At 73.1% G+C, this 25,776-nt stretch carries 25 protein-coding genes; 11 read left to right on the top strand and 14 right to left on the bottom strand.

What is annotated here, in order from left to right:
- Positions 1-17: 17 nt before the first annotated feature.
- A complete protein-coding gene (gene katG / locus ACIGA3_RS11190) occupies positions 18-2,258 on the top strand; it encodes a catalase/peroxidase HPI (protein ID WP_399713116.1) in 2,241 nt (746 codons plus the stop codon).
- A 170-nt stretch (positions 2,259-2,428) separates the two neighbouring features.
- On the top strand, positions 2,429-3,031 hold the full coding sequence (locus ACIGA3_RS11185) for a hypothetical protein (protein ID WP_399713114.1): 603 nt from the start codon (positions 2,429-2,431) through the stop codon (positions 3,029-3,031).
- 7 nt (positions 3,032-3,038) lie between these two features.
- Here the strand turns inward: ACIGA3_RS11185 and ACIGA3_RS11180 are convergent, their stop codons facing one another.
- Positions 3,039-3,962 carry a serine hydrolase gene (locus tag ACIGA3_RS11180; protein WP_399713111.1) on the bottom strand — a complete coding sequence of 308 codons (924 nt, stop codon included), beginning with the start codon at positions 3,960-3,962 and terminating at the stop codon, positions 3,039-3,041.
- On the bottom strand, positions 3,959-4,822 hold the full coding sequence (locus ACIGA3_RS11175) for a LysR family transcriptional regulator (protein WP_399713109.1): 864 nt from the start codon (positions 4,820-4,822) through the stop codon (positions 3,959-3,961). The genes ACIGA3_RS11180 and ACIGA3_RS11175 overlap by 4 nt, the downstream gene beginning before the upstream one ends.
- Before the next feature lie 134 nt (positions 4,823-4,956).
- Between ACIGA3_RS11175 and bla the strand changes: the two genes are divergently transcribed.
- From bla to ACIGA3_RS11150, 5 genes are all read left to right on the top strand, one after another.
- Positions 4,957-5,865: a class A beta-lactamase gene (gene bla, locus ACIGA3_RS11170; protein ID WP_399713106.1), complete on the top strand. Its 909-nt coding sequence runs from the start codon at positions 4,957-4,959 to the stop codon at positions 5,863-5,865.
- Between the two features lie 260 nt (positions 5,866-6,125).
- On the top strand, positions 6,126-7,052 hold the full coding sequence (locus ACIGA3_RS11165) for a hypothetical protein (RefSeq protein ID WP_399713104.1): 927 nt from the start codon (positions 6,126-6,128) through the stop codon (positions 7,050-7,052).
- A 234-nt stretch (positions 7,053-7,286) separates the two neighbouring features.
- Entirely contained in the window at positions 7,287-7,469 is a 183-nt protein-coding gene (locus tag ACIGA3_RS11160) for a hypothetical protein (protein ID WP_399713101.1), read from the top strand.
- Positions 7,470-7,579: 110 nt separating this feature from the next.
- Entirely contained in the window at positions 7,580-7,987 is a 408-nt protein-coding gene (locus tag ACIGA3_RS11155; RefSeq protein ID WP_399713098.1) for a YciI family protein, read from the top strand.
- Positions 7,988-7,995: 8 nt separating this feature from the next.
- Complete coding sequence (locus ACIGA3_RS11150; protein WP_399713095.1) at positions 7,996-9,141, top strand: RNA polymerase sigma factor; 1,146 nt, start codon at positions 7,996-7,998, stop codon at positions 9,139-9,141.
- Positions 9,142-9,328: 187 nt separating this feature from the next.
- On the opposite strand, the gene ACIGA3_RS11145 is transcribed toward ACIGA3_RS11150, so the two are convergent.
- Entirely contained in the window at positions 9,329-10,318 is a 990-nt protein-coding gene (locus ACIGA3_RS11145) for a phosphotransferase (protein WP_399713093.1), read from the bottom strand.
- A gap of 42 nt (positions 10,319-10,360) precedes the next feature.
- On the bottom strand, positions 10,361-11,479 hold the full coding sequence (locus ACIGA3_RS11140) for an ROK family protein (protein WP_399713091.1): 1,119 nt from the start codon (positions 11,477-11,479) through the stop codon (positions 10,361-10,363).
- 92 nt (positions 11,480-11,571) lie between these two features.
- On the opposite strand from ACIGA3_RS11140, the gene ACIGA3_RS11135 reads away from it, so the two are divergent.
- Positions 11,572-12,867 carry a DUF1479 domain-containing protein gene (locus ACIGA3_RS11135; RefSeq protein ID WP_399713088.1) on the top strand — a complete coding sequence of 432 codons (1,296 nt, stop codon included), beginning with the start codon at positions 11,572-11,574 and terminating at the stop codon, positions 12,865-12,867.
- A 7-nt stretch (positions 12,868-12,874) separates the two neighbouring features.
- On the opposite strand, the gene ACIGA3_RS11130 is transcribed toward ACIGA3_RS11135, so the two are convergent.
- On the bottom strand, positions 12,875-13,651 hold the full coding sequence (locus ACIGA3_RS11130) for an isoprenyl transferase (protein WP_399713085.1): 777 nt from the start codon (positions 13,649-13,651) through the stop codon (positions 12,875-12,877).
- A gap of 196 nt (positions 13,652-13,847) precedes the next feature.
- On the opposite strand from ACIGA3_RS11130, the gene ACIGA3_RS11125 reads away from it, so the two are divergent.
- On the top strand, positions 13,848-14,816 hold the full coding sequence (locus ACIGA3_RS11125) for a TAXI family TRAP transporter solute-binding subunit (protein WP_399713083.1): 969 nt from the start codon (positions 13,848-13,850) through the stop codon (positions 14,814-14,816).
- Here the strand turns inward: ACIGA3_RS11125 and ACIGA3_RS11120 are convergent.
- From ACIGA3_RS11120 to ACIGA3_RS11105, 4 genes are all read right to left on the bottom strand, one after another.
- Complete coding sequence (locus tag ACIGA3_RS11120) at positions 14,795-16,192, bottom strand: ATP-binding protein (protein ID WP_399713080.1); 1,398 nt, start codon at positions 16,190-16,192, stop codon at positions 14,795-14,797. The two genes, ACIGA3_RS11125 and ACIGA3_RS11120, sit on opposite strands and share 22 nt — an antisense overlap.
- Entirely contained in the window at positions 16,189-16,887 is a 699-nt protein-coding gene (locus tag ACIGA3_RS11115; RefSeq protein ID WP_399713078.1) for a response regulator transcription factor, read from the bottom strand. Before ACIGA3_RS11115 ends, ACIGA3_RS11120 begins: the two co-directional genes overlap by 4 nt.
- Positions 16,888-16,957: 70 nt before the next feature.
- The gene (locus ACIGA3_RS11110; protein ID WP_399713075.1) at positions 16,958-18,322 is read right to left on the bottom strand and encodes an MFS transporter; all 1,365 of its coding nucleotides are present in this window, start codon (positions 18,320-18,322) and stop codon (positions 16,958-16,960) included.
- Between the two features lie 119 nt (positions 18,323-18,441).
- Positions 18,442-19,200: a GNAT family N-acetyltransferase gene (locus ACIGA3_RS11105; RefSeq protein WP_399713073.1), complete on the bottom strand. Its 759-nt coding sequence runs from the start codon at positions 19,198-19,200 to the stop codon at positions 18,442-18,444.
- Positions 19,201-19,367: 167 nt separating this feature from the next.
- Between ACIGA3_RS11105 and ACIGA3_RS11100 the strand changes: the two genes are divergently transcribed.
- Together ACIGA3_RS11100 and ACIGA3_RS11095 are read left to right on the top strand one after the other, a co-directional pair.
- Complete coding sequence (locus ACIGA3_RS11100; RefSeq protein WP_399713070.1) at positions 19,368-19,991, top strand: transcriptional regulator; 624 nt, start codon at positions 19,368-19,370, stop codon at positions 19,989-19,991.
- Positions 19,992-20,040: 49 nt separating this feature from the next.
- A complete protein-coding gene (locus ACIGA3_RS11095; protein ID WP_399713067.1) occupies positions 20,041-21,009 on the top strand; it encodes a threo-3-hydroxy-L-aspartate ammonia-lyase in 969 nt (322 codons plus the stop codon).
- Positions 21,010-21,067: 58 nt separating this feature from the next.
- Here the strand turns inward: ACIGA3_RS11095 and ACIGA3_RS11090 are convergent, their stop codons facing one another.
- The 5 genes from ACIGA3_RS11090 to ACIGA3_RS11070 form a co-directional block, all read right to left on the bottom strand.
- On the bottom strand, positions 21,068-21,559 hold the full coding sequence (locus ACIGA3_RS11090) for a peptidylprolyl isomerase (protein ID WP_399713064.1): 492 nt from the start codon (positions 21,557-21,559) through the stop codon (positions 21,068-21,070).
- Positions 21,560-21,771: 212 nt separating this feature from the next.
- On the bottom strand, positions 21,772-23,016 hold the full coding sequence (locus ACIGA3_RS11085; RefSeq protein WP_399713061.1) for a cytochrome P450: 1,245 nt from the start codon (positions 23,014-23,016) through the stop codon (positions 21,772-21,774).
- 143 nt (positions 23,017-23,159) lie between these two features.
- The gene (locus ACIGA3_RS11080) at positions 23,160-23,315 is read right to left on the bottom strand and encodes a DUF6131 family protein (RefSeq protein ID WP_135793346.1); all 156 of its coding nucleotides are present in this window, start codon (positions 23,313-23,315) and stop codon (positions 23,160-23,162) included.
- 128 nt (positions 23,316-23,443) lie between these two features.
- Positions 23,444-24,517 carry an NAD(+)/NADH kinase gene (locus tag ACIGA3_RS11075; RefSeq protein ID WP_399713058.1) on the bottom strand — a complete coding sequence of 358 codons (1,074 nt, stop codon included), beginning with the start codon at positions 24,515-24,517 and terminating at the stop codon, positions 23,444-23,446.
- 98 nt (positions 24,518-24,615) lie between these two features.
- A complete protein-coding gene (locus ACIGA3_RS11070; RefSeq protein WP_399713055.1) occupies positions 24,616-25,494 on the bottom strand; it encodes a CAP domain-containing protein in 879 nt (292 codons plus the stop codon).
- Positions 25,495-25,776 lie beyond the last annotated feature (282 nt).

The following is a 25,776-nucleotide window of genomic DNA, read 5'->3' as shown; positions in this document are numbered from 1 at the left end:
GTTACGGAAGGATCGACATGCCTGCCAACGAAGACGCGATCGTCACTGACCCGAAGGACGAGGGGACCGGCGGCTGCCCCGTCGCCCACGGCGGTACCGCCACCTCCCTGCACCCTGCCCTGGGCAGCGGCAACGACCGCTGGTGGCCCAAGCAGCTCAACCTGAAGGTCCTTGCCAAGAACCCGCCCGTCGCCAACCCGCTGGGCGAGGAGTTCGACTACGCCGAGGCGTTCCTCGCCCTCGACCTGCCGGCCGTGAAGCGCGACCTCGCGGAGGTGCTCACCACCTCCCAGGACTGGTGGCCCGCCGACTTCGGCCACTACGGCCCGTTCATCATCCGGATGGCCTGGCACAGCGCCGGCACCTACCGGACCAGGGACGGCCGCGGCGGTGGCGGCACCGGACAGCAGCGCTTCGCCCCGCTGAACAGCTGGCCGGACAACGCCAACCTGGACAAGGCCCGCCGGCTGCTGTGGCCGGTGAAGAAGAAGTACGGCCAGAACATCTCCTGGGCCGACCTCATGATCCTCGCGGGCAATGTCGCGCTGGAGACCATGGGCTTCAAGACCTTCGGCTTCGGCGGCGGCCGCGTGGACGCCTGGGAGCCCGACGCCGACGTCTACTGGGGTCCCGAGACCACCTGGCTCGGCGACGAGCGCTACACCGGCGACCGTGAGCTGGAGGAGCCCCTCGCGGCCGTCCAGATGGGCCTGATCTACGTCAACCCCGAGGGCCCCAACGGCCACCCGGACCCGATCGCCGCGGCCCGCGACATCCGCGAGACCTTCGCCCGCATGGCGATGAACGACGAGGAGACCGTCGCCCTGATCGCGGGCGGCCACACCTTCGGCAAGACCCACGGCGCGGGCCCGGCGAGCGATGTCGGCCCCGACCCGATGGACGCCCCGATGGAGCAGCAGGGCCTCGGCTGGAAGAGCAGCTTCGGCACCGGCAAGGGCCCCGACACCATCACCTCGGGCCTGGAGGTCACCTGGAACTCCACGCCGATCACCTGGGACGTGAACTTCTTCGCCACCCTCTTCGGCTACGAGTGGGAGCTGACCGAGAGCCCCGCCGGCGCCAAGCAGTGGAAGCCGAAGGACGGCGCGGGCGACGGCACCGTGCCCAGCGCCTTCGACCCGGCCAAGAAGATCGCGCCGAACATGCTCACGACGGACCTGTCGCTGCGCTTCGACCCGATCTACGAGCCGATCTCCCGCCGCTTCTACGAGCACCCCGAGGAGTTCGCGGACGCCTTCGCCCGTGCCTGGTACAAGCTGACCCACCGCGACATGGGCCCGAAGTCGCTGCTGCTCGGCCCCGAGGTCCCGCAGGAGACGCTGCTGTGGCAGGACCCGCTGCCCCAGCCGCAGGGCCAGCCGATCGACGCGGCCGACGCCGACGCGCTCAAGGGCAAGATCCTCGACTCCGGTCTCACCGTGTCGCAGCTCGTCAGCGCCGCGTGGGCGTCCGCGTCCACCTTCCGCGGCAGTGACAAGCGCGGCGGTGCCGACGGCGCCCGCGTCCGTCTGGAGCCGCAGCGCGGCTGGGAGGTCAACGACCCGGACCAGCTCGCCCTGGTGCTGCGCACCCTGGCGGGCATCCAGGAGGAGTTCAACGCCTCCGCCGGTGCCAAGCACGTCTCCCTGGCCGACCTGATCGTCCTCGGCGGCGACGCCGCGGTGGAGAAGGCCGCCAAGGACGGCGGGTTCCCGGTCGACGTGCCCTTCACGCCGGGCCGTGTGGACGCCAGCCAGGAGCAGACCGACGTCGAGTCCTTCGAGGCGCTCAAGCCCGCCGCCGACGGCTTCCGCAACTACGTCGGCAAGGGCGCCAACCCCGGCCGCGCCGAGTACGCGCTCGTCGACCGCGCCAACCTGCTGACCCTCAGCTCCCCGGAGCTGACCGTCCTCATCGGCGGTCTGCGGGTCCTGGGCGCCAACTACCAGGACTCCAAGCTGGGTGTCCTCACCGAGACGCCGGGCGTGCTGACGAACGACTACTTCGTCAACCTGCTCGACCTCGGTACGACGTGGGGCTCCACGTCCGAGGACGAGGCCACGTTCGAGGGCCGCGACGCGGCCACCGGCGCGGCCAAGTGGACCGGCACCCGTGCCGACCTGGTCTTCGGCTCCAACGCCGAGCTGCGCGCCGTCGCCGAGGTGTACGCGAGCGACGACGCCAAGGAGAAGTTCGTCAAGGACTTCGCCGCCGCGTGGCACAAGGTGATGAACCTCGGCCGGTTCGACCTCGCCTGAGCCTTCGCATCCCACCGTGGGCGCCCCCGAACCGACCGGTTCGGGGGCGCCCCCTTGTGCGCGGCACCCCCTGCCGCCCGCGGTTCCTCCGCTCCAGCCGTCCGGTACTGCGGGCTCGCCGGGTCAGGTGCACGATGGTGGTGTGGGCAGGCGAGAGGAGGCGGCTGCCGATGACTCGGACACCTCCCAAGACGATCACCCCTGTACGGCTGTGGCGCTGGCGGCGCAATCCACTGCGACGGCGCGGCGACCTCGTCGAGGCGTGGGTCGTGCTCCTCACCTGGATCTTCGTCGTACTGGGCGGTGTGCTCGCGGGCTGGGCCGCCGCGAGTTCCGTGGACTCCTCGCTGTCCGCGCGCCGCGACCAGGTGCACGAGGTCCGCGCGGTGCTCACCGGGCCGGCGACGAAGACCCAGCCCTCGGGCGGTGGCTACGACGACGACCGGGTGTGGGCCACAGTGCGCTGGACGGACGGCAAGGGCACCGTGCACACCGACCGCGCCAAGGTGAACCCCGGCACCCCGGCCGGCACCACGGTCAACCTGTGGACGGACGGCACCGGACGCACCGTGCCGCCGCCCGCCTCCATGGCCGAGGCCATGCTCCAGACCGTCCTCACCGGCGTCCTCGTCGCCCAGATCACCGGCACGGTCGTCTGGGCCTCCGGACGGCTGGCGTGCAACTCGCTCGTCCGGCGCCGGCTCGCGCAGTGGGACGAGGAGTGGAAACGCGTCGGGCCGGAGTGGCGCCGGCTGAGCGGAGGCCGGGGCTGAGCCGGGTTCACCCTCGCAGTGCCTCGAAAGCGCGCCGGGCTCCGACCCCGATGGCCAGGTCGATGTCCGGCGCCAGGGACGCCCGGCGGTCGGCGCGGGTCAGCGCCGCCAGGGCCACCCGGTCGCCGGAATCCGCCTCCACCACACCGATCTCGTGCCGCAGATGCAGGAACGTACCCGTCTTGCCGCTGAACCGGAGGGAGTCCGCGCGCAGCTCGCTCACCATCCGGTGGGCGAACACCTGGAAGCCCATCAGACGGCGCAGCTCGGCTGTCGCGCGCGGATCGGAGATCTCGTCGCGCCACACCCGCTCCAGCAGGGACACCAGGGCTCCGGCCGTCCCGGTGCTGGCGTGCGCCGGGTCGAGCGTCTCGATGGTGTGACGGCCGGTGCGCTCGTCGCGTACGGCCAGCTCCAGCGCGAGCGAGAAGTCGTTGCCACAGGCTCCGGCCGCGCAGGCGTACATGTGCCGCAGCCGGTGCCGTACCCGCAGGCCGGGGCAGTTCCAGGAGCGCAGCCGGGCGGCCACCTCCGGCACCGGCACCAGATCGAGGAGCAGGTCGGCCGCGGCGTTGTCGCTCACCGAGAGCATCATCAGCAGCAGGTCGCCGACGGCCAGCGTCGCCGGATGGCGGAACGCGGCGAGCCCGGTCGGACCGGCGCCGTTCGCGGAGGGTACGAAGGTCACGGGCCGGGCGGGGTCCAGTTCCCCGGCCGCGATCCGGTCCAGCACCACCAGGGCCAGCGGGACCTTCACCACCGAGGCGAGCGGCACCGGCACGTCGACGTCGAAGCCCAGCTGCTCGCCGGTGTCGATGTTCCGGGCCAGGAACGAACCCCGTACCCCGAGCGCGTCCCACTCGCGGGCGATGCCGTCCGCCACGTCGCGCAGGGGGCTGTCCGTGGCGGCGTAGGTGACCTCGGTACTCATCCGGCCGCCTCCGCCAGTGTCTTCGCCAGCCACGCCGGGACCGAGCCCGTCTCCCCGTGGCACTCGCTCGCGCCGACCTCGTACCCCCGGTGCAGGGAGGCGTCGGCCAGCGGGGTCCAGCTCGCGCCGTGCTGACGGGCGAGCGGCTCCGCGCACAGCAGCCGCGCCCGCCCGGCCAGCGTGTCGGCCAGCGCGGCAGCGGCCGGGCCCGCCGGTCCGACCAGGGTCCCCGGCAGCCCGGCACGGGCGGTGGCCCTGCCCAACCGGTCCTGCGCGTACGGCACTTCGTCCTCCTCCAAGGTCAGGATCGGCAGCCCGGCCGCGCCCCGGGGCGGGCGCAGGTCCTCCAGATGGACGGTGCGCCGTGAGGGCTGTTTCGCCTCCGCCAGGCCGAGCGGGACCCGCAACGCGGCCCGCTCGGGGGCCACGCGGAGCAGGGCGTAGGCCAGAGAACCGTCACCGAGCGCCGACTGCCTCTGCCGAGGCGGGAGTTCGCGTACCGCCAGGGTAATGCCGTGCTCCGTACCGGCGCGGATCACCCCGGCCAGCGCCATCGGCGCGCAGTGCGCGGGCACTCCCACGACGCGTACCCGCGCGGCACGCGCCGAACGGGCGGCCTGCCCGAGCCGCTCGGCCCGCTCCAGCACGTCCCGCGCGTACGGGAGCAGGGAGCCGCCGAACTCCGTCACGGCGACCTGCCGCCGCGACCGGTCGAACAACTGGCCGCCGAAATAAGCCTCCAGCGACTTGATACGGCGGCTGAGGAGCGGCTGCGCGATCCCCAGCCGCTCGGCCGCGCGCGAGAAGCTCACCTCGTCGGCCGTTGCGGTGAACGCCGCCAGATGCGCGAGCAGATCCATCCAGGAGTCATATCAATAAGTCATGGCACGTTCAAAGTTCACTCTTGGACATGAGCGGTGCCCTGCTGTTTCGCTGTCCCCCCGTCGGAGATCCAACGGTCCCGACGGCCCAACTCCCCTGGAGGAAACCGCACATGACCCGTGCCACCCCCGTCCCGCGCCGCAGTCTGCTTCGCGCGGGCGCCGCCCTCACCGCGGCCGCCGCCGCGACCTCCGCCGCCCCCGCGTGGGGCGCCTCGAACGGTCCGGCCGCCCTGCGCCCCGAGCTGACCGCGCTGGAGAAGCGGTACGGCGCGCGGCTCGGCGTGTACGCGCACAACCCGCGCACCGGCGCGACGGTGGCGTACCGCGCCGACGAACCGTTCGCCATGTGCTCGACGTTCAAGGCGATCGCCGCCGCGGCCGTCCTGCGCGACCACGGCGGCCGCGCCGCGCTCGGCGAGGTGATCCACTACCCGCCGGCGGACATCCTGGCCAACTCCGAGCAGACCAAGGCCCATGTGGAGACCGGGATGGCGCTGGGCGACGTGTGCGCGGCCGCCATCCAGTACAGCGACAACACGGCGGGCAACCTGATGCTCCGCCGCATCGGCGGCCCGGCCGGCCTCACCCGCTTCTTCCGGTCCCTCGGCGACCGGGTGAGCAGGCTCGACCGGTGGGAGACCGATCTGAACACCGCCGTACCCGGCGACCCGCGCGACACCACCACCCCGCGCGCCCTCGGCCGCACCTTCGAACTGCTCACCCTGGGAAGCGCGTTGGCCGACGCCGACCGGGAACAGCTCGTCGGCTGGCTGCGCGGCAACACCACCAGCGCCAAGCGGTTCGGTGCCGGTCTGCCGCCCGGCTGGCTCCTCGCGGACAAGACGGGCACCGGCTCCTACGCCAGCGCCAACGACCTCGGCGTCGCCTGGACCAGCAAGGGGACGCCTCTGCTCCTGTCCGTGCTGTCCACCAAGCCCACCCCCGACGCAACCGTGGACGACGCCCTGATCGAGGAGACGGCACGCCTCCTCGCGGCCACCCTGGCACCGGGCGAGTAGCCGTCTTTGGCGGGGCCGATCCGCGCAATTCGGGGATGTCGGGTCCCGTACCGAAATCTGCCGCCCGTTCTGACCTGCGCAATCGGTCCCGCCCCGACTGTGATGAGGCTCAACTCGTGGAAAATTGACGGGAGTTGTAAAGGCGACAAGACTCTGACCGTCCTCGCTCCGCCTCGGGCGGGCGAAGGGACAAGGGCGCCGCGCGCCGGTTCGCGCGCGCCCGGCCACCTCCCACACCTTTGAACGGACAGAGGCTCACCTTGGCACGCTCGCAACCAGCCAGATTTCTCGCCACGTCCGCCGCGGCCTTCCTCGCTGCGGCCGCCGCGCCCCTGATCGGCGCCACCACCGCCCACGCCCAGGACGGCGGCGCCTGCTCGTCCGCCACCGTGCAGTACCGCCTGGTCGACGCCGACGGCAAGGTCGTCGGCCCGGACTGGTCCTCGCAGGGCGGGTTCCACCAGTGGGACACCGTCCCCGGCACCGTCGAGGTCCGCCTCGCGCCGGGCCAGACCGTCGGCGAGGGATGCGCTTACCCCGTCTCCCTGGCCGAGTACACCACCGAGGGCCCGAGCTGGGCCTCCTCGGGCCGCCAGGAAATGATCGACAAGGCCACCGTCCACCTCACCGCCAAGGACGTCGCGGGCAAGGACGACGACGGCCGCACCTGGCAGAAGCTGAGCGTCAAGGCGCCTGCCTGCTTCGGGCAGATCGACCTGTACGGCGAGGACGTGGCCTACGACGGCAAGGAGGGCGAGGGCCACGGCCCGCTGCCCGACGTGCGCGCCGGCGTCCTCACCCCGTACCACCTGATAGCCGCCTGGAACGGCGGGGACAAGCGGTGCGAGTCCGGTACGCCGGAGTCGGCCACCCCCAGCCCGTCCGCGCCGGAGACCTCCGCGAGCCCGGCGCCGAGCGCGCCGCCCGCCGGGAGCGAGCCGAGTGCCCCCGCCGAGGGCGGCAAGCCCCCGGTGAGCCCGAAGCCCGGCGCGACGCCGTCCACCAACCCGGACGTGCCGGCGGCCCAGCCGAGCGCGCCCGCCCCCAAGTCCTCGCCGAACGGCGGCAACCCGCCGCTGGCGGAGACCGGTGCGGGTGCCCCGGTCGGCATGCTCGCGGGTGGGGCCGCGCTCGTGCTGGCCGTGGGAGCCGGAACGGTGTACGCCTCGCGCGCACGCCGTTCCTGACCCCTCCCGCGTCACCGGCGCGGGAAGGGGAGGCAGGAGGGGGAACCGTCGGCGGACGGTTCTCCCTCTTTCGGCGTTACTACGCCTTTGACCTGCGCGGACGTACTGCGTACCCGATCTTTGCCAGGGCCGGTTTCCCAGTACCGGCAGTAACATGATGATCTTTCTCCGGAAGTTACTAGCCAGTCAACCAGGCGTCGTCCGCACGGGCGCGCCCTCCTTTCGGAGATGACCATGTCCTCTGCCGATGAGGCGTTGGAAAACGCCCGTACCACCTATGAGCAGCACGTGCGGACCTGCCGCCAGTGCCGTGCCGACGGCGCGGCCTGCGCCGTCGCCAAGGTCCATCTGCGCACGTACAACAACGCCCGCCGCGACCATCTCCGCGCCACGAGCGGCACGGCTCACAGAGGCTGACGCTCCACGAGAGCCGGAAAAAGCCGGCCGGCGATGTCGAGAACCCGTGTCCGGCTCCGTCCCCGCTGCGAACGCGACCACAATGGGTCGCATCGGCGAGGAGGACCACGATGGCCAAGTACCTGCTGCTCAAGCACTACCGCGGCGCCCCGGCCCCGGCCAACGACGTGCCCATGGACCAGTGGACACCGGAGGAGATCTCGGCCCACGTGCGGTACATGAACGACTTCGCCGCCCGCCTCCAGGAGACCGGCGAGTTCGTCGACAGCCAGGCACTCGCCCCCGAGGGCACCTTCGTCCGGTACGACGGCGAGGGGCGTCCGCCGGTCACCGACGGCCCCTTCGCCGAGACCAAGGACCTCATCGCCGGCTGGATGGTGATCGACGTCGACAGCCACCAGCGGGCCCTCGAACTGGCCGGGGAACTGTCGGCCGCCCCCGGAGCCGGCGGCAAGCCGATCCACGAGTGGCTGGAGCTGCGCCCGTTCCTGGGCGACCACTGCACCGTCACGGACTGACCCAGGCCATGGACGAGGCGCTGCCGCGCAGCCTCACACCGAAGGTGCTCGCCGTCCTCGTACGCCGCGGAGCGGACTTCGCGGCGGCCGAGGACGCCGTCCAGGACGCGCTGGTCGAGGCGCTGCGCGTCTGGCCGGCCGACCCTCCGCGCGATGCGAAGGGCTGGCTGATCACCGTCGCCTGGCGCAAGTTCCTCGACGCCAACCGGGCGGACACCGCCCGTCGCCGGCGCGAGGACCTCGTGGACGAGGAACCGGCACCCGGCCCCGCGGCCACCGGGGACGACACCCTCCAGCTGTACTTCCTCTGCGCCCACCCGTCGCTGACGCCGTTGTCGGCGGTCGCGCTCACCCTGCGCGCCGTCGGCGGGCTCACCACCCGCCAGATCGCCCGGGCGTACCTGGTGCCCGAGGCGACCATGGCGCAACGGATCAGCCGCGCCAAGCGCACCGTCTCCGGCGTACGCCTCGACCGGCCCGGCGACGTGGCCACCGTGCTGCGCGTCCTCTACCTGGTCTTCAACGAGGGCTATTCAGGCGACGTCGACCTCGCCGCCGAGGCCATCCGGCTCACCCGGCAGCTCGCGGCCGCGATCGACCACCCCGAGGCGGCGGGACTGCTCGCCCTCATGCTGCTCCACCACGCCCGGCGCGCCGCCAGGACCGCGCCCGACGGCAGCCTGGTGCCGCTCGCCGAGCAGGACCGCGGCCGGTGGGACACCGCGGCGATCGCCGAGGGCGTCGCCGTCCTCCAGGCGGCTCTCGCCCGCGACCGGCTGGGCGAGTTCCAGGCCCAGGCCGCCATCGCGGCACTCCACGCCGACGCGCCCACCGCCGAGGAGACCGACTGGGTGCAGATCGTCGAGTGGTACGACGAGCTGGCGCGCCTGACCGGCAGTCCGGTCGTACGGCTCAACCGCGCGGTCGCCGTCGGGGAGGCCGACGGACCACGCGCCGGACTGGCGGCGCTCGCGGCACTGGACGACTCACTGCCCCGGTACACGGCGGTGGCGGCGTATCTCCACGAGCGGGACGGCGACCCGGCGACGGCGGCACGTCTGTACGCCGAGGCGGCCCACCAGGCACCCAACCTCCCCGAGCGCGACCACCTGACCCGCCAGGCCGCCCGGCTGAACGCCCGCCGGCCCCGCTGACGCTCAGAGCGGGGGGAGTGCCGCCGGTTCCCAGCCGCGAGCGGGCGCCGTTCAGGGCGGTGGGCGCGGCTCCGGTCACGGATGCCGCCAGCCGGCTCCGGGCGGCCCGCGAGGCGCCCGATCCCGCCGGGCATGACCACCTGATCCGCCCGGCTCGACGCCCGCCGCTCCCGCTGACGGGCCGCGCTCAGAGCGGGGGAGTGTCGCCCGTCTCCAGCAGTGAGCGGGCGCCCTCCGCGGCGGTGGGCGCGGCCGGGGCCGCGGAAGGGAAGAGCCGGCTCCAGGAGCGGGCGCGGCCCAGCGCGCCCAGCCGCCACGCGAGCCGCACGGCGCGCCGGAGTTCCGCCGCCGACAGCCCGATGTCCGTCCAGGGCTCCAGGTAGGCGTCCCGCAGCCGTGGCAGCACCTCGGGCCCGTACCGCTCGCACGCCCGCAGGGCCGGGACGCGCAGGCTGGCGAAGGGGTGGGAGACGACGGAGTCCCCCCAGTCGAAGTAGGTGAACCGGCCCGGCCCGGGGTGAAAGAGCTGGCCCTCGTGCAGATCGGCGTGGTCCAGGGAGTCGGGGACGCCGAATGAGGCCAACTCCGCGCACCAGTCCACCAGTCGGGGCCGCAGGGCGTCGAGCCGCGCCCGCTGGTCCGGGTCCAGGGAGCCGTTCGCGGCACGCAACCGGTCGAAGGACGCGGGTACTTCGGTCACGCGCACCCTCGGCACGCCGAGTCCGGCGAGTTCGTCCGCGCGCGGGACCAGGGCGCGCTGCATCCGGGCGTACCCGGTGAGCAACTCCTCCCACGCGCGCGGCGGCACATCGCCCCGCACCTCGCGGAAGAGCGGGCCGCCGTCCGGCAGCAGCGACCAGCCACGGCCGGCGTCCACGGCCAGCGGCCGCAGCACATGCTCCGGCACCCAGCGGGACAGCGCGGCGGTCAGCGGACCCTCGAAGAGGCTCGCGGGCGGGTTCGCCTTGAACCACACCGGGGCACCCCCGGCCACCGGAATCCGCATCGACACCGACCACGGCCGCACCCGAACCCGAGACACCCCGCTCAACCGCAGCCCATGAGCGGTGAGTTGGCCTTCGACCCAGTCGAAGACCGCGCCCCGCCACGTCGCCTGCTCCCAGGGCGTCACCACATCCGGGTACGAACCCCGGTCCACGTCAACCGTGCGTTCCATCGGGCCATCCCAGCACGCGAAATCGCCTCCGGCCAGGGGTTTTCACCGCTCTGCCGACCGCGCGGACCCCACGATCAGCTCCCGCAGCTCCGCCACCGCCCGCCCGCGCGCCGCCGTCAGCTCCGGTGACTCGACCGTCGCCGCGGCCACCCGGACGGGACGCGGCCCGTGCGCGAGCTGCCGGTCGATCGCCGCCCGCATCCGGGGCAGGCGCCCCCATTCGCCGCCGAGCACGATCAGCGCCGGATCGGCCAGGGCCACGGCCGCGCTCAGCACCCCGGCGACCGCGCGCGCCAGCGCCTCCGTCGTACGGTCGTCGGCGCCGACGGCCGCCTCCAGCGCGTCCACGTCGATGGCCGTCGAGTCCGCCCGGCGCAGGCCGAGCGCGGCGAAGACCTCCGTCAGCGGCATCGCCGTGCCGTCCGGGCCGGTGGTGCACACATGGGCGATCTCCCCGGCGAGCCCCCGGTGCCCGCGCCGCACGGCGCCGTCCGCGACCACGGCGCAGCCGAGGCCCTCGCCGAGATGGACGTACACGAAATCCTCTACGCCCACCGCCTCGTGTTCCGCGCGGGCGGCCCAGTTGACGTCGTTGTCCACCAGTACGGGGCCGGTGACGTGCGGGGCGAGTACGGCGGCCGGATCGAGGGCGCCGACGAGGAACGGCGCGTCGGGCAGCCGGACCAGTCTGCCGGTCGCGCGGTCGACGGGGTCGGCGGCGCTGACGACGGCGAGCCGCGCGCCGCCCGGCTCCGGCTCCGTGAGCCGGGCCGCCGCCTCGGCCAGCGCCCTGGCCGCCTGGTGCTCGCCCGCGTTGCGTCCGAGGCCGGCGCGGGCCCGCCCCACGGTGTCCCCGAGCGCGTCCACCGTCTCGGCCGTCACTCCGAGCGGCGAGATGCTCGCCACCAGCGCGGTGCCGAGCCCCGGCGCGAGCGCGTAGTACGAGCCCGACCGGCCGCGTCCCGTCGTCCGCTCGCCGGTGTCCACCACCAGTCCGGCGGCCGCGAGCCGCTGCACGGCGTCGGAGATGGTCGGCTTGGAGATGCCGGTCCGGGCCGCGATCTCCGCGCGGGTGAGGCGCCGGTCGGCCATCAGGGCGCGCAGCACGTTCTCGTCCGTGAGCGCGCGCAGCATCTCCAGCGAGGGCTTGGCGGGTGTCATGCGCAGCAGTCTAGTAAGGACTCTTGCCCAAATGCTCCGCCTTGCCTACCGTGGAATTGGTAAGGAGCCCTCACCAAAGGAGCCGGGCCGCCATGACTCTCACCGCCGGACACCAGCCCACCCGCAGCGACCTGCCGCACTGGGAGACGATCCCCGCGAACCTCCCCGCCGCGGTCCGCGAGATCAAGACCGCCCTCCGGACCCGGATCGAGGCGTCCGGCCGCAGCGTCGGGGAAGTCTTCGCCGCCGTCGAGCGACGAGTGGCCGCACGCGTCGCGGAGATCGAGGCGGAGCGGGCGGCCGGGGACACCGTCTGGCCGGTGGTCGACTACGCCGACATCGAGAACGGCACCGTCAGCCCGGAGCAGTCGGCCCGGATCGGCACGCGCGGCTGTCTCGTCGTACGCGGCCACTTCCCCCGCGAACAGGCGCTCGCCTGGGACGCCGGGATCGTGGACTACGTCGAGGGCAACCGCTTCTTCGAGAACTACACCGGCCCCGGCGACGACTTCTTCGGCAGCGTCGGCTCCAAGCCCGAGATCTACCCCGTCTACTGGTCCCCGGCCCAGATGGAGGCCCGGCAGAGCGGGCGCACGGCCCGGGTGCAGTCCTTCCTCAACTCCTTCTGGCGGCACACCTCCGACGGCGTCCAGTGGTTCGACCCCGACCGCGACGCCCTCTACCCCGACCGCATCCGGCGCCGCCCGCCCGGCACCGACTCGGCCGGACTCGGCACCCACTGCGACCCCGGCACCCTCGACCTGTGGATGACCGGCGCCTACCAGCGGGCGTTCCGCCACCTCTTCGACGGCACCGTGGAGGAGTACGACCCCTGGGACCCCGCCCACCGCACCTCGGGGCCCCAGTACCCCGGCTCCACCATGTGCTCGGCGTTCCGCACCTTCCAGGGCTGGACCGCGCTGTCCGACATGGACCACGACCAGGGCGTCCTGCACACCGTGCCGATCCCCGAGGCCATGGCCTACCTGATGCTGCGGCCGCTGCTGCCCGACGTGCCCGAGGACGACATGTGCGGGGTCACCGTCAACCAGGTCTTCCCCGCGAGCGAGAAGTGGCACCCGCTGCTCATGCGGGCGCTCACCGGCATCCCCGACGTCCGCGCGGGCGACTCCGTCTGGTGGCACTGCGACATGATCCACAGCGTGGCCCCGGTCCGGGACCAGAAGGGCTGGGGCAACGTCATGTACATCCCCGCCGCACCCTGGTGCCCGCGCAACGAGGCGTACGCCTCCTCGGTGCGCGAGGCGTTCCTCACCGGCTCCAGCCCGGGCGACTTCCCCGAGGAACACTACGAGCGCACCTGGCCCGACCGCTTCCCCGCCGACGGCCTCAACGCCACCGGCCGCCGGGGACTCGGCCTGGACTGACGCCCGCTCAGCGGCCGTAACGCCGCTCGCGGGCCGCGTACGAGCGCAGCGCGCGCAGCAGGTCGATCCGGCGGAACGCCGGCCACAGCACGTCCACGAAGTGCACCTCCGCGTACGCCGACTGCCACAGCAGGAACCCGGACAGACGCTGCTCGCCGGAGGTGCGGATGACGAAGTCCGTGTCGTGCCCGGCGGGGGAGTACAGGTTGTCGGTGATGTGCTCCAGGTCGAAGTCGGCGGCCAGGTCGCGCGGGTCGCCCCCGGCGCGGATGTGCTTGTCGAAGGCGGCCCGGACCGCGTCCACGATCTCCCGGCGCCCGCCGTAGCCCACCGCCACGTCGACCTTCAGGCCACCCCGGCCGGCCGTCGTGGCGGCGGCCTCCTTCAGTACCCGCGCGGTGTCGCCCGGCAGCAGGTCCAGCGCGCCGATGATCTCGATCTCCCACGGCGCGTCCGTGGCGCAGACCCGGCGCACGGTCTCCTCGATGATGTCGAGCAGCGGGCCGAGTTCGGCGGCCGGACGGTGCAGATTGTCGTCGGAGAGCATCCACAGGGTGACGTGGCTGATCTCGGCGTCGGCGCACCAGTGCAGGAAGTCCGTGACCTTCGCGCCGCCGACGCGATAGCCCTCACGGACGTCCGTGTGACCCGCGCCGCGCGCCCAGCGCCGGTTGCCGTCCAGCATGATCGCCACATGCCGGGGCCGGGGCAGACCCTCCAACTTGCCGTGCAGCCGCCGCAGATACACGGCTTCCAGCGCCGAGCGCAGTGCCTTCCATGCCACGCCGAGATCCCTTCCAAGACCGGGGAACCAGGGCCCGTTGTCCGGATCTCGCAGGGGGCGCGCCGAAGGCGCCATCGGCCCGAGCGGGCCTGATCCGGAAGAAAGCCCCTAGGGCGCAAACGATAGCGGCATCCGCCGGGAGCGGGCCGACCGGCCGCCCTCCAGCGGGCTTCGGCGGGGGCGTTACGCTGCCGCGGTGACCGGCCGACCGATCAGCCGACGTGGGCTGCTGCGGTCCGCCCTGCTGGGCGGACCGGCCCTCGCGCTGCCCGGCTGCGCCCGGGACGGCGGCCCGCACCGGCGGCTCACCCTGGCCACGGGCGCGCCCGGCGGGCCGTACCACGCCTTCGGCCACGCCCTCGCCGAGCAGGCCGAGCGCACCCCGCCGCACCCGCGCATCACGCCGGTGAGCACCGCCGCCAGCGTGGACAACCTGCGTCGCCTGGCGTCCGGTTCGGCCGACCTCGCCATCGCGATGGCGGACGCCGCCGAGCAGGCGCTGCACGCAGAGGCGCCCTTCACGGCTCCGGCCCGCGTGACCGCGCTCGCCCGTGTCTACGTCAACTACACGCATCTGCTGACGCGTGCCGACGGGCCGGTGCGCTCCGTGGCCGACCTCGCGGGCCGCCCGGTCGCCACGGGCGCCACCGGCTCCGGGGCCCAGGTGCTCGCCGGGCGCCTGCTGGGGGTGGCGGGGCTGACGGGTGGGCGGGCGGTGCGCGAACAGCGGCTGGGGCTCGCCGAGTCGGTGACCGCGCTGCGCCGGGGCACCGTGGACGCCGTGGTCTGGGCGGGCGGGGTACCCACCCCGGCCCTGTCGGCCCTCGCCCGAGAACTCCCCTTGCGTTTCGTGTCGTTGGAGGCCGAGGCGGAGGCACTGCGCGAGGCGTACGGCCCGGTGTACTCGGCGGTCACCCTTCCGGCGGGGGCCTACGGGCTCACCCGGCCGGTCACCACCATCGGCGTCGGCAACTATCTGCTGGCCCGCGCCCAGGTCCCGGAGCGGGAGGCGCGGGACGTGCTGCGGGTGGTGTTCGACCGGTGGCGGGTGCTGCTGCGCGAGGTGACCGCGGGCGCGCGACTGGAACCCCGATTCGCCGTCGCCACCGGCGATCTCCCGCTGCATCCGGGGGCCGTGGCGTACTACCGGTCCGTGTACGGCTGACCGCTCAGGGCGCCCGGCAGCCGCAGCTCCACCAGCAGACCGCGCGGAGTCGCGGCCCGTACCGTCAGCCGTCCGCCGCTGAGCCGGGCGATCTCGTCCGCGATGGCCAGACCCAGGCCGGTGCCGGGCACGTTCTGATGCTCGGGAGCACGTACGAAACGCCGGGTGAGGAGAGGGAGTTGGTCCTCGGGGACACCGGGCCCGTCGTCGGACACCCGCACCACGACCTGACCGTCCCCGTCGCTCTCGGCGGACACGGTCACCCGGCCGCCGGACGGCACGAACTTCACCGCGTTGTCCAGCGCCGCGTCCAGCACCCGCCCCACCGCGTCCGGCACCGCCCGCACCCGCAGCCCCGGTGGCACCCCGTCCCCGGTGAGCGTCAGCTCCGAGGCGTCGAACACCGGCTCCCAGGCCGCCACCCGTGCCGTCACCGCGCCGGACAGGTCCTGCTCGACCTGCTCGGCCGAACCCGACTCCACCCGCGCCAACGCCAGCAGCCCGTCGAGAAGTTCGGCCAGCCGCTCCGTCTCGTCCAGAGCGCGGGCGTGCTCCTGGCGGCCGGGGCCCGGCGCGAGATGCGGTTCCACGTTCTCCAGTTGCAGCACCAGCGTGGCCAGCGGATTGCGCAACTGGTGCGAGGCATCCGCGACAAAGGCCCGCTGGCGCCCGATCGAGTCCGCGACCGCCTCCGCCATGGCGTTGAACTGCTCCCGCAGACTGCGCAGTTCGGGAGGCCCGGTGTCCGACACGGCCCGCGCCTCCAGCCGGCCCGAGGCCAGCCGCGCCACCGCGCGGTCGAGATCGCGGACCGGACGCATCAGCCAGCGGGTGATCCCCGCCGCGACCATGCCCGCCGCCGCGAAAGCGGCCAGCGCGCCGCATGCGATCAGCAGCCAGCGCACGGTCACGTCCCGGCGCGCCGCCCCGGTCGGCACGGCCATCAGCACCGCCCCGCTCACCCGCTCGTCCCGGCCCACCGGCTCGGCCAGCACCAGCCGGTGCGGACCCCACGGCCGCACCGTGGGCAGCCGCTCGGTGGACCGCCCGGTCAGCGCCCGGCCCAGCGCCTCCCGCGCCGCGGCCGACGGCACCGGACTCCCGGCCCGCGCGACCGTCCGGCCCGCCGTGTCCGACACCGCCACGGAGGCGCCGTACAGCCCCGCGTACCGGCGGATCTCGGTGGACAGCTCGGTGCGGTCGGCGGGGGAGCGGACCCGGTCCGCGAGGTCGGCGAACCGTACGGCGTCCGCCCGCCGTTGGAGCAGCAGATGCTCGGTGCGTCCCGCGGCGTAGGACTCGGCCAGCGGGACGGACAGCAGCAGTGCCGCCGCCCCCATCAGCACCATCAGCACGGCCAGCAGCCTGCGCCTCATCGCGTACCCGGCTCCCGCCCCGGCGAGCCCAGCTGGTAGCCGAACCCCCGTACGGTACGGACCAGTTCGGCCCGGCCCGTCTTGGCGCGGACACCGGCCACATGCACATCCAGCGAGCGGGACGCGGCGAGGAACGCGTCCCCCCAGATCCGGTCGAGGATCTCCTCGCGGGAGTGCACCTCCTCCGGCCGGGCGGCCAGCACCGCCAGCACATCGAACTCCCGCCGGGTCAGCCGTACTTCCGTACCCGCGACGGTGACCGTGCGGCCCGCGAGGTCCACCTCCACGTCCCCGGCCCGCACCGGACCCCGGCCGGCGTCCGCGCGCGACGGCGGCATCGCCGCGCCGGTGCGGCGGCGGACGGTGTCGATGCGGGCCATCAGCTCGTTCATCCGGAACGGCTTCACCACGTAGTCGTCCGCGCCCGCCCGCAGCGCCTGCACGATGTCCCGTTCCTCGCAGCGGGCCGTCACCACGATCAGCGGCGCGCCGCATACGGTGCGCAGCCGCCGCAGCAGCTCCAGACCGTCCAGGTCGGGCAGTCCGAGATCCAGCAGCACGAACTCGGCCTCCCGCACGTGCCGCAGCGCGTCCAGGGCGCGGGCGGCCCGGCGCACGGTGTGGCCGCGCTGGGCCAGGGCCGTGGTCAGCGCCTGGGCCATCCGGTCGTCGTCCTCGACGAGCAGCGCGTGCATGGGAAGTCCTCGTGCCGTGGTGACCTGGGCCGCAGCTTATGCCGGCCGGCCGGGCCCGGACCGCACCGGGTCAGCCGGCGGCCTTCGCGGGGGTGAGCCCGGAACCGGTGTCCGACTCCGCCTCCGCCTCCGCCTCGGCCCGGCTCAGCGCGGTGTCACGGGTGTCCGGCATCAGTACGTAGGTGACCAGCGAGACCAGCGCGCACCCCGACACGTACCAGAAGAACATCTTCTCGTGACCGGCGTCCTTGAACCACAGCGCCACGTACTCCGCCGTCCCGCCGAACAGGGCGTTGGCCAGCGCGTACGGCAGGGCCACGCCGAGCGCGCGGACACGGGTCGGGAACAGCTCCGCCTTCACGGCCGCGTTGATCGAGGTGTACCCGGTGACGATCACCAGCGCCAGCAGCGAAAGACCCAGCGCCGACCAGTACGAGTGCGCCGACCCGAGCGCCGTCATGATCGGATACGTGCCCACCGTGCACCCCACCGCGAAGGTGATCAGCAGCGGCCTGCGGCCGATCCGGTCGGAGAGCATCCCGGCCAGCGGCTGGATCGCCGCGAACACCGCCAGCGCGGTGAAACTCACCAGCGTGGCAGTCGACTTGGCCATGCCCGCGCTGCCGATCAGATACTTGGTGAGATACGTGGTGTACGTGTAGTAGGCCACCGTGCCGCCCAGGGTGAGCGCCATCACCAGACCGGCCTGCCGACGGTGCTCCCACAGCGCCTTGAGCGAGCCGCGCGCGGTGTCGGCGCCGCCGCCCGTCTCCTCGGTGAACGCCTCCGTCTCCGTCAGCCGCCGCCGCAGCCAGAACACCACCAGCGCGAACACCGCGCCCAGCACGAACGGCACCCGCCAGCCCCAGCTCTGCAGCTGCTCCGTGGTCAGGGTGTGCTGCATCGTGATCAGGATCGCCAGGCCCAGCAACTGCCCGCACGTCATGGACACATACTGGAAGGACGAGCCGAGACCGCGCCGGTTCCGCGCGGACGCCTCGGTCAGATAGGTGGCGCTGGCCGCGTACTCGCCACCGATGCTCAGGCCCTGGAGCAGCCGCGCCAGCAGCAGCACCAGCGCGCCGAAGTAGCCCGCCTGGCCGTAGGTCGGCGCGACGGCGATCAGCAGGGCCGCCACCGACATCATGGTGACGGTCAGGGTCAGCGCGCTCTTACGGCCGTGCCGGTCCGCCGCCCGCCCCAGCACCCAGCCGCCGACCGGCCGCATCAGGAACCCGACCGCGAAGATGCCGGCCGTGTTCAGCAGCTTGGTCGTCGGATTGTCACCGGGGAAGAAGGAGTCCGCGAAGTAGATGGCGAAGCTGGCGTAGACGAACCAGTCGTACCACTCCACGAGATTGCCCAGCGAGCCGCCGATCAGGGCGAAACGGCGGGCGGCGGGTGTCACCGTGGGTGGGGCGGCGGACGCGGACATGGCGGCTCCAGACGAGGGGGACGGGGCCCGCCGCCGTGGGACGCCGGACCCGAGTGCCGCCCGAGCATGCGCCGCGCACCCGCCCCGGACAAGGGACGACGCGCAGATCTAACACGCCGCTAAGGAAGCGGGCGCCCCAGCCGTAGATACAGCCGGGTGCCGCCCGGCCGGAAGCCGACCCGCTCGTACACCCGCCGGGAGCCGTCACCCGAGTACTCCAGCCACACCGAGCCCGCGCCCCGCTCGAACATCACCCCGGCCAGCGCGGAAGTGACGGCGGCCGCCACGCCCCGGCCCCGGTGTGCGGGACGCGTGCCCACCCCGGCCAGCTCGGCCGTGCCCTCGGCGGGCGCCGAGCAACTGGCCGCCCCGGCACAGCCGTCGTCGTCCGCGCGCACGAACCGGACCGCCCCGCCGCGCTCCTGGACCCGCCGTAGCCGTGCCGCACCCTCGGCGGACGCCGGGAACTCCCCGCCGAACGCCTCGGACAGCGCCGTGTCGATCTCCGCGAACTCCTCGTCCGAGCAAGGGGCCTCCGCCCGGGGAAGGCCGGCGGGAAGGGTCAGCGTGGCCGGGGTGCAGACCAGGTACTCGTGCACCGCTTCAGTGGCGAAGCCCGCCCGGCGCAGCGCCGGTGCCACCTCCGGCGCGGCGTCCGGCGCGAACTCCAGCCGGGGGAGCAGCCCGCGCTCGCGGAACTCGCCCACCAGGGCCACCACTTCGGCATCCGTCGGCGCGAAGCCGGGCAGCGGGGTGGCGTAGTTGACGTACGGGCTGGTCGTGGCAGGGTCGAACCCCGCCACGAAGCCGCCGATCCGGACCGGCTGCGGGCGGCGCAGGAGGTTGGCGGCGGCGAAGCTCTGGACATCGACGGGCACGGACACGACCTAGGAGTGAGTAGGGGTTCTACCGGCCGCGCACGCTGCCACAGTCACCCTGCCCGGCCAACCGGATTGATCTGCGGTCGCTGAAAAACCATGGTGCCGAGGGCCGGGGCAGAGGTATCGTCCAGAACTGGAAAATCCGTCCAGCATGAGGGGTGTCGGTGGACGAGGACGAGCATCTGCTGGGCGAGGCCGAGAAGATCGCCGTCGCCCTGGGGCGGATGTTCCCCGGCCTGTGCGAGGTCGTCCTGCACGACCTGCGGGACCCGGCGCACGCGATCCGGGTCGTCGAGAACAACCTTTCCGGCCGCGCCACCGGCGATCCCGCGACCGAACTGGGCCTGGCCCGCATCGCGGACCCCCGCTACCCCGATGTCGTGCAGAACTACCCCAACCGGTTCCCCGACGGCCGCCCCGCCAAGAGCACCTCCATCGGCATCCGGAACAGCCGGGGCGACTACATCGCGGCCCTCTGCCTCAACCTCGACGTGTCCGTGCTCTCCCCGGTCGCGCTCACCCTGGCGGGCCTCGTCGCCACCGGCACCGAACACGGCGCCGAGCCGTTGGAAACACTGCGGGACCGGCACGCGCGCGAGCTGCGCCGGGCCGTGGAGGCGCTGGCCGCTCGGCGCGGGGGCACCCCGAGATCGCTGGGCCGCGACGCCAGGCGCGAGCTGGTGCGGCAACTGCGCGAGGACGGCTGGTTCGACTCGCGGGACGCCGCCCAGGCCATCGCCGACCTGCTCGGAGTCTCCCGAGCGACCGTCTACAACTACACGAAGTAAGAGCCCTTCCACCGAGCCCTTCCACCGATCACTCCCTGGGGGACCCACCATGCCCGCCGAACCGCACCTCACCCTCGACGACGTCCGCGCGGCCGCCGCCCGCCTGGAGGGCATCGCCCACCGGACCCCCGTCCTCACCTCGCGCACCCTCGACGCCCGCGTCGGGGCGGAGGTGTTCATCAAGTGCGAGAACTTCCAGCGGGTCGGCGCCTTCAAGTTCCGAGGCGCGTACAACGCCGCCGTGCAACTGCCGCCGGAGCAGCTCGCCAAGGGCATCGCCGCCTTCTCCTCCGGCAACCACGCCCAGGCGGTCGCGCTGGCCGCCCGTGAACTGGGCACCACCGCCGTCATCCTGATGCCCGAGGACGCGCCCCGCTCCAAGCTGGAGGCCACCCTCGGCTACGGCGCCGAGGTCGTCACCTACGACCGCTACAAGCAGGAGCGCACCGCGCTCGGCGAGGACCTGGCCAGGGACCGGGGGCTCGCCCTGATCCCGCCCTACGACCACCTCGACGTCATCGCCGGCCAGGGCACGGCCGCGCTGGAACTCCTCGAGGACACCGGGGAGCTGGACGCGCTGGTGGTTCCGGTGGGCGGCGGCGGACTCATCGCGGGCAGTGCCGTCGTGGCGAAGTCCCTCCACCCGGCGGTGCGGGTGATCGGGGTGGAGCCGGAGGCGGGCGACGACACCAAGCGCTCGCTGGAGTCCGGCGCGCGCGTCACCATCCCGGTGCCCCGCACCATCGCAGACGGGCAGGTACTGCCGACCCCCGGTGAGATCACCTTCGCGCTCAATCAGCGGCTGGTCGACGCCATCGCCCTGGTCAGCGACGAGGAGATCGTCGACGCCATGCGGTTCGCCTTCGAACGCCTGAAGATCGTCCTCGAACCGAGCGGTGCCACCCCGCTCGCGGCCCTGCTGTCCGGGCGCGTCGAGAACCTTCCGCCCCGCGTGGGCGTCATCGCCTCGGGCGGGAACATCGATGCCCGGCGCTTCTCGGAACTCACCGGGGGCTGATTCGGGCACCGGCCGCCGTGCCCCCGGAAAGCGGGGGCACGGCGAGTGGCGGGGCGGATCAGACGGTGCCGCTCGCGGAGACCGCCACCTTGGCCTTGGGGGCGCCGCTGCCGCTGCCGAGGGACTCGACGCGGTCCACGATGTCCTGGCCCTCGACGACCTCGCCGAAGACGACGTGCTTGCCGTCCAGCCAGGGCGTGACGACCGTGGTCACGAAGAACTGCGAGCCGTTGGTGTTCGGGCCCGCGTTCGCCATGCTCAGCAGGTACGGACGATCGTGCTTGAGGTTGAAGTTCTCGTCGGCGAACTTCTCGCCGTAGATGCTCTTGCCGCCGGTGCCGTTGCCGTTGGTGAAGTCGCCGCCCTGCAGCATGAACTGCGGGATGACGCGGTGGAACGGGGAACCGGCGTAGCCGAAGCCGTGCTTGCCGGTCGCCAGCTCGCGGAAGTTCTTCGCGGTCTTGGGCACGACGTCGTCGAAGAGGCGGAACACGATCCGGCCCGCCGGCTCGTCGTTGATGGTGATGTCGAAGTACACGTTGTCGCTCATGGAGATCAACCTACCGCCGGTCGGCCCCGGACGTTCGCCGGAGCGGGGCAGCACGCACCGGGGGAGGACGGTCCGGGTGCGCGCGCTCGCGTCAAAATCTGCAACTGCAAATATGCTGAGAGCGCGCTTTGTCGCCCAGACTTCCCCTTTTTCGTGTGGTGATGACCCTGACCTGGGTGTCTCGCGTACGCAAGGGCAAACTTCAGGGTCGGCTACCAGCTCACCGGCAGTGTTCTCGGACCGCGAATCAGGCCGTCCCGCTGGAACTCGACGTCCTCGGGTGGTACAGCGAGCCGGAGGGCGGGGAACTCGTCCAGCACGGCCTTGATCAGCACCTCGGCCTCCATCCGGGCCATCAGCGCGGCCAGACAGAAGTGCGGTCCGTGCCCGAAGGCCACATGCCCCGCGCCGGTGCGGTCGAAGTCCAGCAGGTCCGGGGCGGGGAAGGCGGCGGGGTCCCGGTTGGCGGCGACGTAGGCGTTGTAGACCACCTCGCCCTCGCGGATCAGATGGCCGCCGATCTCCACGTCCTCGGTGGCGATACGGGGGATGCCGACGCCGTTGCGGTGCGGGACGAACCGGAACAGCTCCTCCACCGCCCTGGGCAGCAGCTCCGGCTCCCGGCGCAGCCGCGCGAACTGGTCCGGATGGGTGAGCAGCGCGTACATCATGGAGCCGCTGTTGTTGCGCACGGCGTGCCCGCCGCTGACGTACACGGCCATGGCCAGCGAGATCGCCTCGTCGTCGGTGATCTCACCGCTCGCCGCGGCGGCGGCCAGCACTCCGGCCAGGTCGTCGCGGGGCTCGGTGCGGCGGCGCTCCAGCAGCGCGACGACCCGGCTCCGGGTGTCCTGGCGGGCCGCCTGGTTGCGCTCCTTCGCGTCCGTCTTCGTCAGCAACGCCTCGGAGTTGCCTGCCCAGTTGCGCCAGTCGTCCTCGTCGGCGCCGAGGAAGGCGCAGACCACCGCGATCGGGAACGGCGTGTACAGATGCTCCATGAGGTCGCCGGGGGCGCCCGCGCGCCGCATGCCCGCCAGCATCTGGTGGGCGGTGCGCTCCGCCAGCGGGCGCAGCCGCGCCATGCTCTTCGCGGTGAACGCCCGCGCCACGACCCGGCGCAGGACGGTGTGCCGGGGCGGGTCGATGTACTGGAGGCCGGCCGTCTGCGAGGCCACGGTCTGCGGCGCCATGGTGGTCACCGAGCGGCCCACCAGCTCCGCACGGGAGAAGCGGGGGTCGGACGTGACCATGCGGACGTCCTCGTACCGGGTGACCAGCCACGCGTGCCCCTCCCCGTAGGGCAGGCGGATGCGGGTGACCGGCTCGTCGCGCAGGAGCGTGTCCAGGAACGGATCGGGGTCCAGCGCGGGCAGGTCCTCCACCAGCCAGGGCCGCACCGGCGGCGGGGGCGGTGAGGACGGGGGTACGGGCTCGACGGACGCGGAGTCGAAGGTCATGGCGGGTCCCTTCTCAGCTGTGTCCGTAGCCTCCCGCAGCCTCAGGGGTCCCGCATGCGGGGTTCGGCCACACCAGCGGTCCCCCTGCCGCGCGGGAGCGCGATCAGGGGGACCGGACGGGCCGAGAGGTCACCACCGAAGGGTCACCAATAGTGCCGTCGGCCGGCGACCGCGTGGCCGGTGGCGCCCAGAATCCACAGGATGGCGCCGATCACCGCGAGGATGATGCCTATCGTCCACAGGATCGAGATCCCGGTGAGGAAGCCGATGATGAGCAGAATGACACCGATGGCGAGCATGGTGTGCCTCCAGCCTTGAAGGAGTACCTGCTCTCCTAGTGCCCCGAAGCCGGACACATTCTCACCGCGGATCGCGAAACCTGGACATCCTTTCGGCCTCGCTCGCGCGGAGTCCCCATATCCGCAGCTCAGCGGCGCGGCGGGCCGTCCTCGGGAGTCGTGGGCAGCGCCAGATGGGCGAGATCGCCGGGCGGCGCCGAGCGCACCGGCCACAGTGGGGCGGCCTGCCCGTCCGCGACCGCCGCGGGCGCGTCGGTCAGGTTCATCCGCTCGCGCAGCCGGCCGTAGAAGTCCATCGGACCCAGTCGCACCGCCCGCAGCCGCCGGGGGGACGCGTACACGCCGATCCAGTCGCCGGGGTTGAGCACGCCCCGCACCTGGCCGTCGATGCTGACGGCTGCCCGGCCGGAGCGCTCCAGCACCCGGAACGCGATCGGCTCGTCCGGCGCGGCCAGCACCGAGCGGTTGAACGTCATGTGCGGGGCGACCGGCGTGAACAGCAGCCCCTCGGCGCGCGGTGAGACCACCGGGCCCCCGGCGGCGAAGCTGTACGCGGTCGATCCCGTGGGGGTCGCCACCAGCAGCGCGTCGGCGGAGTACGAGGCGAGCAGCTGGCCGGCGATGTACACGCCCACCGACACCTGCCGATCCCTGGCCAGCTTCTCCACGACCACGTCGTTCAGCGCGGTGACGTTCAGGGCCACGCCCCAGTCGTCCCCGGTCTCGCACTCCGGGCGCACCCGCGGCGGGGGCAGCATCGGCCCGCGCCCGTAGTGCACCAGGTCCGCCATGTGCGCGGGCACGCCCAGCGGGCACGAGGCCCGCAGGGTGAGCAGCATCCGGCTCTCGACCTCGAACCGGCCCGCGTACACCGCGTCCAGCGCGGCCCCCACGGCCGGGGCGGGCACCTCGGTGAGGAAACCGACCCGCCCGAGGTCGACCCCGAGCACCAGGGCGTCGTTCTCGGCCGCCAGCCGGGCGCCACGCAGGAAGGTGCCGTCGCCGCCCAGGGTGACGATGAGGTCCGGGTCGCCCGCGCTGTCGACCTCCTCGCGGGCGCTGTGCCGCGCGCCCTCCTGCCAGACGTCGATGTCGGCGCAGCCCACGGAGTGCTCGGCGCACCACTCGCGCACCGCGTCCGCCGCGGCGAGCGCGGCCGGGCGTCCGGCGTGCACGACCAAGCCGATACGGTTCACCGTCATCCCGACACCCGCCTCCCAGCCGACCTGCGCGACGCCCCATCCTCGCGGCGGGGCGGACACGCGTCCCGCCCGCCACGCCGCGCGGCGAGGGGTACGTGCTACCGGGCGGTGCCGAAGTCCTGGGTCCAGTAGCTGCCGGGCTGGGCCAGGCCCACGCCGATCTCCTTGTAGGAGCAGTTGAGGATGTTCTCCCGGTGGCCGGGGCTGTCCATCCAGCCGGCCATGACCTGCTCGGGCGTCGCGTAGCCGTACGCGACGTTCTCGCCGTACGCGCTCCACTGGTAGCCGGCGGCGGTGATGCGCGAGCCGGGGTCGGAGCCGTCGGAACCGGTGTGCGACATGGTGTTGTGCGCGGCCATGTCGGCGCTGTGGTCCTGCGCGGCCTTGGTCAGCGTGGAGTTGAGCTTGACCGGGGAGCAGCCGACCTTGGCGCGCTCGGCGTTGACCAGTTCCACGACACGGGCGACGTCGCCGGAGGCGGTCGCGGCGGGCTGCGGGGTGCTCGGCGCGGCGGTGGTGGCGGTGGTCCGCACGGGGCGCGGCTCGGTGGAGACCGGGCGCACGGCGGGCGCCGAAACGGGCTTCGCGGGGGCCGACTTGGGGGCGGCGGGCTTGGCGGTCTGGGTGGCCCTGGTCGTCTTGGGGGCCGTCGCCTGGGCGGTGCGGTGGTGGGTGGGCGCCGGGGCGGGCCGGTGCTCGGTGCGGGTGCGAACGCTCGGGGAAGCGGAGGGCGTGGCGGAGGCGGGCGACGCGGAGGCGGCCGGGCGGTGGTCGCGCCGACCGTCCTGCTTCGGGACGCGGGGCGACTCGTGACGGGCGCTCTGTTCCGTCTGCCAGGCGGTGGCCTCCGTCTGCTGCCGGGGGTCGTCCTTCCAGTCGACGCAGGCCACGGCGGCGGTCGGTACGCCCACCGCGCCGACGGCGACGGCGGCTATCAGCACCCGCCGGTACTGCTGGTTCTTACGGTGCTTTCCCATGCGTGAAACCTCATTCGGTAGACGCCGGGCGCCGCCGCGCGGCTTCCTCTGGGTGGAACCCGCCTCCCGAACAGCAAAGACGCCCTGCGAGTCGTCATTCTTAGGACGACCACACAGGGCGTGCAAAGAGACTGTCGTACTAATGCGCTTCGTAGACCTGTGAGCCCCTTGCCAAGGTCACGAAGGCGTGCCGACCCGGCGGCAGCGGCTTCCGCACGCTGCTGCCGGGCCGTCAGAACCCCTCATGATTTGCGAAAGCGAGGGTCCACGACGAGGGGACCG

The sequence above is a fragment of the Streptomyces sp. NPDC085596 genome, assembly GCF_044541565.1.
Taxonomy (GTDB): Bacteria; Actinomycetota; Actinomycetes; order Streptomycetales; family Streptomycetaceae; genus Streptomyces.
The sequence above is the reverse complement of the archived record's forward strand: the minus strand, read 5'-3'. Positions and strand labels throughout refer to the sequence as shown.

What these genes read in the sequence shown, in the direction of transcription:
- katG (WP_399713116.1), top strand. Translation starts at nt 18, where the DNA reads ATGCCTGCCAACGAAGACGCGATCGTCACTGACCCGAAGGACGAGGGG.
- ACIGA3_RS11185 (WP_399713114.1), top strand. Translation starts at nt 2,429, where the DNA reads ATGACTCGGACACCTCCCAAGACGATCACCCCTGTACGGCTGTGGCGC.
- ACIGA3_RS11180 (WP_399713111.1), bottom strand. Translation starts at nt 3,962, where the DNA reads ATGAGTACCGAGGTCACCTACGCCGCCACGGACAGCCCCCTGCGCGAC.
- ACIGA3_RS11175 (WP_399713109.1), bottom strand. Translation starts at nt 4,822, where the DNA reads ATGGATCTGCTCGCGCATCTGGCGGCGTTCACCGCAACGGCCGACGAG.
- bla (WP_399713106.1), top strand. Translation starts at nt 4,957, where the DNA reads ATGACCCGTGCCACCCCCGTCCCGCGCCGCAGTCTGCTTCGCGCGGGC.
- ACIGA3_RS11160 (WP_399713101.1), top strand. Translation starts at nt 7,287, where the DNA reads ATGTCCTCTGCCGATGAGGCGTTGGAAAACGCCCGTACCACCTATGAG.
- ACIGA3_RS11155 (WP_399713098.1), top strand. Translation starts at nt 7,580, where the DNA reads ATGGCCAAGTACCTGCTGCTCAAGCACTACCGCGGCGCCCCGGCCCCG.
- ACIGA3_RS11150 (WP_399713095.1), top strand. Translation starts at nt 7,996, where the DNA reads ATGGACGAGGCGCTGCCGCGCAGCCTCACACCGAAGGTGCTCGCCGTC.
- ACIGA3_RS11145 (WP_399713093.1), bottom strand. Translation starts at nt 10,318, where the DNA reads ATGGAACGCACGGTTGACGTGGACCGGGGTTCGTACCCGGATGTGGTG.
- ACIGA3_RS11140 (WP_399713091.1), bottom strand. Translation starts at nt 11,479, where the DNA reads ATGACACCCGCCAAGCCCTCGCTGGAGATGCTGCGCGCGCTCACGGAC.
- ACIGA3_RS11135 (WP_399713088.1), top strand. Translation starts at nt 11,572, where the DNA reads ATGACTCTCACCGCCGGACACCAGCCCACCCGCAGCGACCTGCCGCAC.
- ACIGA3_RS11120 (WP_399713080.1), bottom strand. Translation starts at nt 16,192, where the DNA reads ATGAGGCGCAGGCTGCTGGCCGTGCTGATGGTGCTGATGGGGGCGGCG.
- ACIGA3_RS11115 (WP_399713078.1), bottom strand. Translation starts at nt 16,887, where the DNA reads ATGCACGCGCTGCTCGTCGAGGACGACGACCGGATGGCCCAGGCGCTG.
- ACIGA3_RS11110 (WP_399713075.1), bottom strand. Translation starts at nt 18,322, where the DNA reads ATGTCCGCGTCCGCCGCCCCACCCACGGTGACACCCGCCGCCCGCCGT.
- ACIGA3_RS11095 (WP_399713067.1), top strand. Translation starts at nt 20,041, where the DNA reads ATGCCCGCCGAACCGCACCTCACCCTCGACGACGTCCGCGCGGCCGCC.
- ACIGA3_RS11090 (WP_399713064.1), bottom strand. Translation starts at nt 21,559, where the DNA reads ATGAGCGACAACGTGTACTTCGACATCACCATCAACGACGAGCCGGCG.
- ACIGA3_RS11085 (WP_399713061.1), bottom strand. Translation starts at nt 23,016, where the DNA reads ATGACCTTCGACTCCGCGTCCGTCGAGCCCGTACCCCCGTCCTCACCG.
- ACIGA3_RS11080 (WP_135793346.1), bottom strand. Translation starts at nt 23,315, where the DNA reads ATGCTCGCCATCGGTGTCATTCTGCTCATCATCGGCTTCCTCACCGGG.
- ACIGA3_RS11075 (WP_399713058.1), bottom strand. Translation starts at nt 24,517, where the DNA reads ATGACGGTGAACCGTATCGGCTTGGTCGTGCACGCCGGACGCCCGGCC.
- ACIGA3_RS11070 (WP_399713055.1), bottom strand. Translation starts at nt 25,494, where the DNA reads ATGGGAAAGCACCGTAAGAACCAGCAGTACCGGCGGGTGCTGATAGCC.